This window comes from Olivibacter ginsenosidimutans (genome assembly GCF_039542865.1).
Taxonomy (GTDB): domain Bacteria; phylum Bacteroidota; class Bacteroidia; order Sphingobacteriales; family Sphingobacteriaceae; genus Olivibacter; species Olivibacter ginsenosidimutans.
Window position 1 is genome coordinate 127,265 of record NZ_BAABIQ010000001.1, and the last position, 11,072, is coordinate 138,336.

Sequence of the window (11,072 nt, forward strand, 5' to 3'; positions counted from 1 at the left end):
TTGATTTTCATTATTGTTTATTCATTCTTTTAACAAGAAAATAAATAGCGAAATTGTTTTGTAACAGCATCAAAGCACAATAACATTGGGAGAGGTCGAGATGATGTGGAAAGCGATTTAGGTGACGAAAATGAGGCTTCAGGTGATCTATCGCATGGCTATTAATACCTGAACAAATTGAAGAGAAAACTTTTTGATCGGTAGCGTTGTTGTTTAAGATGAATGGTTATTATGTTGAACCCAACATGATTAACAGCTCCATCTCAAAAAAACAAAGGTAATTCTATACCATTACGACCAATACAAAACCAATGCGTTAAGGTTAAAATGGTAAGAACCACCAAACCAAAAAATAAACAGATGAAAGAAATCACTTCTAAATTCGAAAAGGTATTGCAAGCTTCCACCTCTTACGGAAAGGTTAATCACGAACCCGATTCCAGTAAAGAGGTACAGCGCAATACCCCTAAAAAGTCCATGCCTTTCTCCGATCAGATTGGCAACTACCAACGGAACAAAGGCATTCCACCCAAATCTTTTGAAAACAGCAAGGTCTATATCGTAGGGAGTGGCATCGGCGGTATGGCCACGGCCTATTACTTTATCCGCGATGGCCACATTCCGGCAGCCAACATCACCTTTTTAGAACAGCTACACATTGAAGGCGGATCGTTAGATGGCGCCGGAAACCCAACGGATGGGTATATTATCCGCGGTGGCCGGGAAATGGATATGACCTACGAAAACCTTTGGGACATGTTTCAGGATATACCAGCGCTCGAAATGCCCGCACCTTACAGTGTCTTGGATGAATACCGGCTGATCAACGACAATGATTCCAACTATTCCAAAGCCCGATTGATCCACAATAGAGGCGAGGTAAAAGATTTCAGTACATTCGGACTTAGTAAAAAGGATCAACTAGCCATCATCAAGCTGTTGCTGAAAAAAAAGGAAGACCTTGATGATCTGACCATTGAAGACTATTTCAGCACTTCCTTTCTGGAAAGTAATTTCTGGATGTTCTGGCGTACCATGTTTGCCTTTGAAAACTGGCACAGCCTGTTGGAACTGAAATTATACATGCACCGTTTTCTACATGCCATCGATGGGCTTAACGACCTATCTTCTCTCGTATTTCCCAAATATAACCAGTACGATACTTTTGTAACCCCGCTACGCAAATTTCTGCAAAGCAAAGGCGTCAAGATTGAATTCCATACGCTGCTAAAAGACCTGGATATGCACAGCAATACCGAGGGTAAATGGGTGGAAGGGCTTATCATCGAACGAAAGGGAACAGCAGCGAAAATTCCCATTGGAAAAGAAGACTATGTGATTGTCACCACCGGTTCGATGACGGAAGATACCTTTTATGGCGACAATAAAACAGCTCCCATCATTACACTGGACAATAGTACCAGTGGACAAAGTTCCGGATGGAAACTCTGGAAAAACCTAGCGGCAAAATCACCAGTTTTCGGTAAGCCCGAAAAATTCTGCTCCAATATTGAAAAGTCATCCTGGGAGTCGGTAACGCTTACCTGCAAACCCTCCGCTCTTGTCGAAAAGCTAAAAGAATATTCGGTAAATGACCCCTATTCTGGAAAGACCGTTACCGGGGGTATTATATCCATTACCGATTCCAATTGGCTCATGAGCTTTACCTGTAACCGGCAACCGCATTTTCCGAACCAACCTGATGATGTGCTGGTGATATGGGTATATAGTCTTTTCATGGACAAAGAAGGAAACTATATTAAAAAAACAATGCCACAATGTACAGGCGATGAGGTGCTTACGGAACTGTGCTACCATATGGGCATTATTGACCAGCTCGACAATGTGCTGGAAAATACCCTAGTCCGCACCGCTTTCATGCCTTACATTACGTCCATGTTTATGCCACGGGCAAAAGGCGATCGGCCAAGGGTGGTACCCGAAGGATGCAAAAATCTGGGATTGATCGGACAGTTTGTAGAAACCAATAACGATGTGGTGTTCACCATGGAAAGCTCCGTAAGAACAGCCAGGATTGCCGTATACAAACTATTGAACCTTAATAAGCAGGTGCCCGATATCAATCCTTTGCAGTACGATATCCGTCACCTACTGAAAGCGGCTAAGACCTTAAATGATGATAAGCCGTTTTTGGGAGAGGGCCTGTTGCGAAAAGTACTCAAAGGCACTTACTTTGAGCATATCCTTCCAGGCAAGGAAGAAACAGAAGAGGAACATGAATCTTTTTTGGCCGAGCAGGTAAATAAGTTTAAAGATTGGTTTAAAAATATCAGGAGTTGATAAGACAGCCCGAAAATACTACCTAACTTGGTTTACGGGAACACGAAACCGAAAACCAGTCATCGCTTTAGATGAAATTTCACTTGTAAAGGTAGAAGATGGTAGCTGATTTTTTTTACGTTTATTGCATTTATTAAGGGCTTCTCGTGTTTTTATTTATTTTTGTTCTAAATAACAAGATAAATAAGAACACGATGAAAAAAACAAAAACCAGCTTATTGATTTGTTTTACAACGATGTGCGTTGCAGCCTATGCTCAAAACGGCTCTATCGGTGGTACGGTAAAGACAAGTGATCAGTATTACGCTACCGATCTAACCGTCAGCCTGAACGATAGTCTCCACGCGAAAGTTTCCAATAATGGCACTTATCTGTTTAAAAACCTAGCCCCGGGGAAATATATCATTACCACGACGCATGTTGGTTTACAATCAGAAAGCGATACGCTTTTTTTAAAAGCCGGTGAAGCACTTCAGTTCGACTTTAACTTAGCCGTTGATAACCATACGCTACAGGAAGTGGTGGTCGAAGGCTTTAAGCCAATCGTTGAACCAAATGTTTCCAGCAGTTTACGCGTGGAGACACCCGTGCTCGAATTACCCCAAAACGTACAGATTGTCAATGCCGAAGTATTAGCGAAGCAACAGGTTTTCAACCTAGCTGATGGCCTAATTCGAAATGTGAGCGGCGTGAGCCGATTAGCACATTGGAATGATCTATATGTCAATATCCACATGCGTGGTTCGCAAATTCAAGCCTTTCGAAACGGGATGAACATCGTATCTTCCTTTTGGAGCCCGCTTTCTGAGGATATGGCTGTAGTCGATCGCGTAGAGTTCGTTAAAGGGCCAGCTGGTTTCATGATGTCTAGCGGTGATCCGGCAGGGATTTACAATGTGGTTACCAAAAAACCAACCGGTATCGAAAAAGGTGAGGTAACATTTGCCTTAGGCAGCTTCTCCAGCTATCGAAGTACCTTAGATCTAGACGGTATTTTGTCTAAAGATCGGAAGTTGCTATACCGCCTCAATATTGCGGCTGATACGAAAGGCTCCTTTCGGCCATTCGAGGATAACAAACGCTTGGTATTAGCGCCGGTTTTATCTTACCAATTGGATGACAAGACAAAAGCCACATTTGAATATACCTATCAAAAGGCCAAGATGTCCGATATCGGATCGAGCTATGTGATGTCTCCTTTTGGCTATAAAACATTACCGCGCGACATGACCTTCTCTTCCGAGGGACTAGAACCTTTGGACGTGAATGAGCACAGCACTTTTCTGACCGTAGAACACCAATTCTCCAAAAACTGGAAGCTAACCGCCCAAGGCGCTTACTTTTACTATGACCAGATTGGCGCGAGCAGCTGGCCACAAGACGTCTATGCAAATGGTCAAGTGATTCGGAAAAGCGATATCTGGGATGCGCAGAGCACGATGACCATGGGCCAGCTATTTATCAACGGAAACGTAAGCACCGGTACTGTTCAGCATAAAATTCTTGCCGGATTAGATATGGGCGATAAGAAGTATTATGCCGACTGGAATACCTCCTTCGTTCTAGATTCCGTTGGCGGAGGTGAATTTGATCCATTAGACCCTAATCGCGACTATACCTTTGATTTTCCTTACCAGCCTTTTGACCGTTCTATCCCTATCAAAACACGAGCCGCTGAAGGAGGAGGAACCATTGCTTCCCATTATACGTCCGTTTACCTGCAAGATGAACTTGGTTTCTTTGAAAATGCGCTACGCCTTACGCTTGCAGCCCGGTTTACAAACATGTCTCAAGCCTCATGGGGCAGTTCTCCTATTGAAAGTAAAAAAGTTACACCACGTGTTGGGTTATCCTACTCGATAGACAAACGTACATCTGTATACGGGCTTTATGACCAATCTTTCCTCCCTCAAAACGGATTCTTATTTAATGGAGCGGAAGTAAAACCCATTACCGGCGATATCACCGAGTTTGGACTCAAACGGGATTGGTTTGGTGGCCGACTGAATACTTCCATCAGCGCTTATCAGATTCTCAAGAATAACGAGATTACTTCGTATGGACCCAAACCCGATATGAGTGTCGAGATCGGCCAGAAAAAAGTAAAAGGTATCGAGTTTGATTTGCGGGGCCAAATCTTACCCGGCTTCAATGCGATTGCCAACTATGCGTATACCGATGGGAAAATTACCAAGATTAATGAGGGTGTAGAAGATTTCTATGTGGGTCAACGTCTGGATGGAGCAGACAAGCATATTGCCAACCTTTGGTTAGACTACACCTTATTAAAGGGAAGCCTTCAAGGCTTAAGTCTTCGTGCCGGAGTGACCACCTATATCGATCGGGCTACCCAATTTTATTCCAATGAACATCCGGAATGGAATATCGAAGATTATTGGCGTTTCGATGCGGGTTTGGGTTACCATCATGATCGCTTTACAGCAACGTTGAACGTGCAGAACCTACTCGATCGTTACCTCTTACTGGGCGGTTCTTATTATACCGATTATTTCGCCTCTTCAGAAGTTTATTCCTGGCAGGCCGATCTGCCGCGCAATTTTCGGTTGAGTTTCAGTTACCGTTTTTAATCCAAATTTGGCAATAGGCACCGCCGATTCGGTATAATATTATGAAAGAGAGGATGTCCGAAATGCAATGCTTCCAAAAAGGTCGGACATCCTCTTTTGCTTACAAACTCCTCATCATTGTTGTTGATTTGAAGTATCCTGAGTTCCCTCTCCAGAATATGGAGCACTCTTTGCGTTTAAACAACACTTTTTCTAAACGGGTCTATGTAATCAAAACGGTTTGCTTCAAAAATTTCTTCCAATCTTTCAATTCCATATTTTTTCTTGAAATCAACTTCTTCTTCCATGATCGGGATAAGCCAATAGAAGTAAACTTTTTCAGATGCTTGGTCAGAGTGGATATTTCAGCACCATTGACCATGCAATTTTAGAAACCCATGACCAAGTAGTTCGGGATTTTTTGACCATCAAAAATGTTGACTGCAATGCTCATAAACTAACTCCTTTATCGAATTACCCTTTTTTTGTCCGATGGTCAATCCGCGACGGAATCAGGTGATCTAAAGATCCGAAATCTCCATAAAATTGTGGAATTCTATTTTTTTATTCATTTTTGTATCCAAATGAATACACACAAAAGATGTACTTTATTGAAAAGACGATAGAATTTGACAAATGGTTTAGAAAATTGAAAGATTTGAGAGCAAAGGCTAAAATATTGTTCCGAATCCAAAAATTAGAAACCGAAGAACACTTCGGAGATTGCAAACCCGTGGGTGATGGAATTAGTGAATTGAGAATTAACTATGCAAAAGGGTATAGAATCTATTTTAAAGAAGCTGACGGGAAAATCATTTTGTTATTAAGCGGAGGAGATAAATCCTCTCAGCAAAAGGATATTCAAAAAGCGAAAGAATTAGCGAAGCAAATCACAAATACCATTAAAAAGCAAAAAAGCGGCAAGTAAATTTCGAATAAACTAAAAAGATAAAAAAATGGAAACATCAAAATTTGATATAGCAGATTATTTAGACAGTAATGAGATGATTGCTGAATATCTTAATACAGTTTTGGAAGATGGTAATGATTCTGAAATAATAGCTGCAATTGGACATATAGCAAAAGCAATCGGCATGACTAAAATCGCAGAAGAAACTGGACTAAGCAGACCAAGTCTATATAAAGCATTATCCAATGGCTCGAAACCTCAATTTGGAACAATTATGAAGGTATTAAAGGCTGTTGGTGGACAGATACAGATTAATCCAATAACTGCTTAAAAAAGGTTGTACTACAGCGTAATCCTGAATTACTGGAATTACTACTATATCAACTCAAATTGTAGGACGCTACGAACGGGATGAGGTAACCCCTTCGGTGGAAGTTGCATCCAAACTGGCCGATGCCTTTGCAGAATTGGAGCTTGACCATCTCCCAATTGTATATTAAATTTGGCGAACGGTTGCGGCTGGATCAGAATAGTTTTTAGGTTTAGGTTGATCCGGATGACACCGTTCGCGTTACACTACCCGGTTCCGACGGTTCAGTACCTCCAGGTTCCCCAATTTGTCGTACAGCATCCCCTCCCGCGCCCGGTTATCCGGTAGCGAGGCCGTCCGCAGCCGATCCAGGTTATCATAGGTATAACTGAAGTTACCGTGCGCAGTTTTTGAGATTACAGACAGTATTATGTGCATTACCATGAACACAGGAGACAGGATAACAGCTCTTAGGAAGGCAAAAAGATGTCACAGACCGACCTTGCCAAGATCGCAGGCGTGTCAAGAGAGATCATAGGAAGATATGAACGGGGCGAAGCTTCGCCTTCCATCGAGGTGGCAAGAAAGATCGCCGAGGGATTGGACGTGTCACTGGATTACCTTGCCGGATCAACCAGCAAGGCCAGTATGGATAAACAGACCCTCAAACTGATCGATGATATCGAGGAGCTGGAACCTTCCGTAAAGGATAAGTTGCTGTTCCTTGCCAACGCTGTCATCAGGGATGCCAAGACCGGCAAGGCCTATGCCCAATAAAAAAGCCTCGGCGAAACGCCGGGGCTTTCTCATCACAAAGAGATTTTATTTATTCAATCTAGTCAATTCAACGATTTGGTCAAACAGCTTTTCATCTGGATCTATACTCAACTTATTTATTAAATCGTCTTTCCCAAGGACAATGGAGCGATAACTAAGCACATCCCCTTTCATAATCTCTCCATCAATTCCGTTTGAAGTCCAATAAGGACTGTTATAGATTTGTCGCACTATATCTTTAAGATTCTGAAGATCCATCTCCCCCGATTTAACCCTCTCCCAACTAGATGAGCTATAATCATAACGAAACATACTCAACACACCTCTAGTCTGGTACTGCATTAATAAACATTTTATATTGGACACAGTATAACCTGTTGTTCCATAATATTCTACCAATGACATTTGTACAGGATAATCTTTTCCTGGGTACCGCAATGTATCCATAAGCTCAACAAACTTACTTTCATGAAACAGACTATCGTTTGTCCCACTTAAAAGAGAATCGATATCCTCGCCAATAACATGATAGTTCGTTTGCGAAACAGGGTTGCTACAAAAAGAAAAACAGCACAAGGAAAGTACAAATATTATGATTCTATAATCCATATTTAATTGATCCTTTCTGGTTGAGCCCTATTTTTATCCAATTGTTCCTGCCTGATTTTATTCTCATCCATACGAGTATTTATCTCCTCCTTAGTCATATTCACCTTACCTCCAGTATCAGGGTCTTTAACCTTAACCTTGGTATCATCGGATTTACCCCCCATCCTATTTCTAGCATGTATCAGTTCGTGACCTAAAGCACTCTGCGCCTTTGCCCCTTTCGTCCCATCTTCATTCTTAAGACTTTTATTCTCCTTAACATCATGCAGTATTTTTACTTCGCCTTTTTTTACATTTGACGTCGTATGGTTTCCCCAACCTTCATCATCTACAATGTTAACTTTGAAATCCGCATTGATCAATCCCTGAACTAACTCAGTCCCAAATTCTTTATTGACAGGGGTATTGCTCAACTGTCCCATTTCATTAACATTTAGAACGTCAGTAACAGGGTTAATACTTGAATAGGGAACTACTTGTCCCGTATTTAGTAAAACTAATCTTTCCGATGTTAAACTTTGTAATTGTGAAAATGCTTTTGAAGAATAATCTCCTTTAGTGATTGGTATGAAAATATCTCTACCGTCAACATCAATATACAATAACGGATTGTTAATAGCATACCCATAAGGGGAATACGAATAATATTTCTCCGTCAACGGATCCACACTGCCCCACCTGCCGATTACCGGGTCATAGAACCTTGCCCCGTAATCGTACATGCCTAACCTGTCCTGCAACTCCTTCCCGTTGTAAAGGTAACTGTTCTTCGGGTTATCCGCAAGCAGGTTCTGCTGTACCTGCAACCCGAAGGCATAGTAATCCGAACCAAAGGTTGGCATGGTCGGTGCCGTGCCCGCAAATCCCGACCTGGTGTTCCCCAGGTGGTCTTTCAGGAAATATTCATAACCGTAATTGTTGCTCCCCTTGTTCACCAACCGTCCCTCCTCCATCTGTACAAAGTCCAGTGTACCGGCCGCATACTCAATCCCATCGATATAATCCCGGGCCTCCCCGTTAACCGCGTTCACGCTCCGCAGCTTCCTGCCCGTACCATCGTAGACATACGTTGTCGTTGTCCCTCCCACCGTTATGCGCTGCGGAAGGTCCAGGTAATTGTACACCGTGGCCGTGATGTTGGTCGCCGCACTGCCGCTGTTCACCCGCGTCAGCTGGTTCCCATTGGCATCGTAGCTGTAGCTCGTCGTGCCCCCTGGCAGGTACGGGGTACCCGTGCCGCTGGCCGTGCGGGCATCGGTGACCGAGGACAGCTGCCCCTTGGCATTGTACGTGTAGCTCAGCGCATCCACCTCCGTGCCCGACTGGTTCCGACGGTTCAGTACCTCCAGGTTCCCCAATTTGTCGTACAGCATCCCCTCCCGCGCCCGGTTATTCGGCAGTGCCGCCGTCCGCAACCGATCCAGGTTATCATAAGTATAGCTGAACGTGTCCCGAACCGTTACCGTGCCTCCGGCCTTCCGGCTGTAGAGCTGGTAGGCGATGTTCCCGTTGTAGTATTGCTGTGTGCCCGTATTATAGCGCAGCTCCTGGCTGAACAGTGCCGCGTTTGCCGTGCGCAGCCAGCCCCGCTCGTTGTAGCTATAGGCGATGCGCTGGCCAAAGGTATTGCCATCCGTACTGTGCAGCTGCTTTGCCTTCAGCTGTCCGATGCCGTTGTATTCGTTCCGGGCAACCAGTGTCCTGGTTCCCTGTACCGTGCCACTCTTCACTGTCTTCCATGTATCCACCGGACGGTCCCGGTGGTCATAGCTGTATTCTGTGGTGATAACCAGCGAGGCCGTTGCACTGCCTGCATGGTGTTCCCGGGTGCTCTTCTTCAGCTGATGGGTAAAGGTGTATTCGTTCTTAATATCGTCATAGTTGTTCGTGTTGTAAGCACCGCCCTTGTAGTGCTGGCTGAGCGTGCGTACATTGTCGCCCCGTTCATCGTAGTAGTACACCGTCCACAGGTAGGTGTCTGTTGTGCCCAGCACCTTGGTCTTCTTGGCCACCGGAAGCCCCTGTGTCATCTTCGAATAGGCCGCATCCGAGGATTTGTCCAGATTCGATGGCAGGTCCGGGATACCCGCATAACGGTCGTAATAGTTCACCTCCAGCACATCGAAATGCTCACTGCCCGTCGGGATGCTCACGTTCGTATAGCCGTGCAGGTTCCCGCTGGCCGTGGAACGCTCCTCCCACTGGGTGTTCGCCCTCCCCGGTTCATTGACATAGCCCTCGATCTCCTCCTGTGTGGCCGTGCGACCACGCTCCCAGCCCGTCATGATCATCCTGCCCTGCCCATCATACTTGTAGAAATGGTGGTAGCGCCCGCCTGTGAATCCGCTATAGCTTTCCGTGGAGTCCCTGGCATTTTCATGCAGGATCAATTGGTCCATCCGGTTATAGTTGAAGCTCTCCCATCGGCTCCTGCCCGGAACGTGCCGCCGCTTCATCCGGTTCCTTCCATCGTACTGGTACTGGTAGGCATAGCGGTCCAGCCAGGCCTGCAGTGCCGTGCCCGTGGGCAGCGTCGCCCGGTCGGGCGTGCCCCCAGGGGTCAGCACGTAGCACAGGTTCCCGAAATCATCGTACACATAGTACGTGCTCAGCATCTCCTGCGTACTGCCGTCCTTGGCATTAAAGGTCCTTTTCAGTACCACACGCCCCTGCTTGTCCTTGTACTCCTCCGTCGTGTTCAGACGGTAGGCAAAGGTGCCCGGGGTACCCCCGGCCCAGTTCTCGTTCCTGCTCACCGTAACGTACAGCTGGTTCGATCCGTACGACTGGCTGGCCGTCAGCTCCAGCTTCGGCCTTCCATTGCTTTCGTAGCCCACCCGGTACAGCATCACCTTGCGCGTCTTCTCCACCGCACTCAGCAGTTCGTTGTTATTGGTCGTATATTCCGTGCGCACGCTGTGGCCCCCTCCGCTATAGCCGTCCGCTGCCGGCTGCCACGCCGAACCTGCAAAACCCTGCTCCAGTACCCGGTTCAACGGGCTGGCCTCGTACACCGGGCGGCTGAAGGAAGGCGTGTTCTTCCCCGAAGGCTTGGGGATCGTTACCACCCCATTGGCCGTACCGCTGTTGTAAAAGGACGCCTGTGCCGTAACCGCATCCCCCTTGTAGCTCCCGTTGCCCGCCGTGGATGTAGCATAGGGAAGGTAGCTCTTGTCTTCCCGTCCGAAGGCATCGTAGCTCTGCTGGCTTACGATATCCTGGTAGGCCGCACCCGCCTTGGTACCCACCCTCTGCACTGGCCTGCCGAGCCCGTCAAAGTACGCCACGTCCTCCATGAGCTCATCGGTCTGCGGCGAGGCCGAGACCGCATCCTTCAGGTACGTCCGCGTGCGGATGTAGTTCCGGTCCGCGCTCGGGGCACTCCCCAGTGCCACCGGCTGCAACAGACTGGTGATATAGGCGTGGAAGCTCGTCGTGCTGAAACCCGGCTTCAGCGTGATGCTCACCGGATCGGTCTTCTCACCTGTGGTGGGTGTGTTCAGCACCAGCTGGGCCCATACCCCTACCGGGAAGAACAGCAGCAGTATACATGCAAGCAATCGCTGTACGGTGTTTTTGTTATATCTTTTCATGGCTC

The 11,072-nt window shown here is 46.1% G+C and carries 10 protein-coding genes; 6 read left to right on the top strand and 4 right to left on the bottom strand.

The window, feature by feature from the left end; all coding sequences use genetic code 11:
- The first annotated feature begins 360 nt into the window (after positions 1-360).
- Both ABD930_RS00525 and ABD930_RS00530 read left to right on the top strand, forming a co-directional pair.
- Positions 361-2,301 (top strand): oleate hydratase, encoded by a 1,941-nt coding sequence (locus ABD930_RS00525; protein ID WP_345229715.1) that lies wholly within the window; start codon positions 361-363, stop codon positions 2,299-2,301.
- Positions 2,302-2,495: 194 nt separating this feature from the next.
- Positions 2,496-4,889, top strand: a complete 2,394-nt coding sequence (locus ABD930_RS00530) for a TonB-dependent siderophore receptor (RefSeq protein ID WP_345229716.1) — start codon at positions 2,496-2,498, stop codon at positions 4,887-4,889.
- 176 nt (positions 4,890-5,065) lie between these two features.
- Here ABD930_RS00530 and ABD930_RS00535 read toward each other — a convergent pair whose 3' ends face one another.
- Positions 5,066-5,230 (bottom strand): suppressor of fused domain protein, encoded by a 165-nt coding sequence (locus tag ABD930_RS00535; RefSeq protein ID WP_345229760.1) that lies wholly within the window; start codon positions 5,228-5,230, stop codon positions 5,066-5,068.
- A 239-nt stretch (positions 5,231-5,469) separates the two neighbouring features.
- Here ABD930_RS00535 and ABD930_RS00540 point away from each other — a divergent pair, with 239 nt between their 5' ends.
- Genes ABD930_RS00540 through ABD930_RS21805 form a run of 3 tightly spaced genes read left to right on the top strand, consistent with a single transcriptional unit; the run spans position 5,470 to position 6,278 of the window.
- Positions 5,470-5,796, top strand: coding sequence for a type II toxin-antitoxin system RelE/ParE family toxin (locus tag ABD930_RS00540; protein WP_345229717.1), 327 nt, complete (start codon positions 5,470-5,472; stop codon positions 5,794-5,796).
- 28 nt (positions 5,797-5,824) lie between these two features.
- Positions 5,825-6,109 (top strand): addiction module antidote protein, encoded by a 285-nt coding sequence (locus ABD930_RS00545; protein ID WP_345229718.1) that lies wholly within the window; start codon positions 5,825-5,827, stop codon positions 6,107-6,109.
- Positions 6,110-6,167: 58 nt separating this feature from the next.
- Entirely contained in the window at positions 6,168-6,278 is a 111-nt protein-coding gene (locus ABD930_RS21805; RefSeq protein ID WP_425571086.1) for a hypothetical protein, read from the top strand.
- Positions 6,279-6,349: 71 nt separating this feature from the next.
- Here ABD930_RS21805 and ABD930_RS00550 read toward each other — a convergent pair whose 3' ends face one another.
- Positions 6,350-6,532 (bottom strand): hypothetical protein, encoded by a 183-nt coding sequence (locus ABD930_RS00550; RefSeq protein ID WP_345229719.1) that lies wholly within the window; start codon positions 6,530-6,532, stop codon positions 6,350-6,352.
- Between the two features lie 42 nt (positions 6,533-6,574).
- Here ABD930_RS00550 and ABD930_RS00555 point away from each other — a divergent pair, with 42 nt between their 5' ends.
- Positions 6,575-6,865 (top strand): helix-turn-helix domain-containing protein, encoded by a 291-nt coding sequence (locus ABD930_RS00555; RefSeq protein WP_345229720.1) that lies wholly within the window; start codon positions 6,575-6,577, stop codon positions 6,863-6,865.
- Between the two features lie 45 nt (positions 6,866-6,910).
- Here the strand turns inward: ABD930_RS00555 and ABD930_RS00560 are convergent, their stop codons facing one another.
- Together ABD930_RS00560 and ABD930_RS00565 are read right to left on the bottom strand one after the other, a co-directional pair.
- Positions 6,911-7,474 carry a hypothetical protein gene (locus ABD930_RS00560; protein ID WP_345229721.1) on the bottom strand — a complete coding sequence of 188 codons (564 nt, stop codon included), beginning with the start codon at positions 7,472-7,474 and terminating at the stop codon, positions 6,911-6,913.
- A 2-nt stretch (positions 7,475-7,476) separates the two neighbouring features.
- Entirely contained in the window at positions 7,477-11,067 is a 3,591-nt protein-coding gene (locus ABD930_RS00565) for a DUF6443 domain-containing protein (protein ID WP_345229722.1), read from the bottom strand.
- Positions 11,068-11,072: the final 5 nt, after the last annotated feature.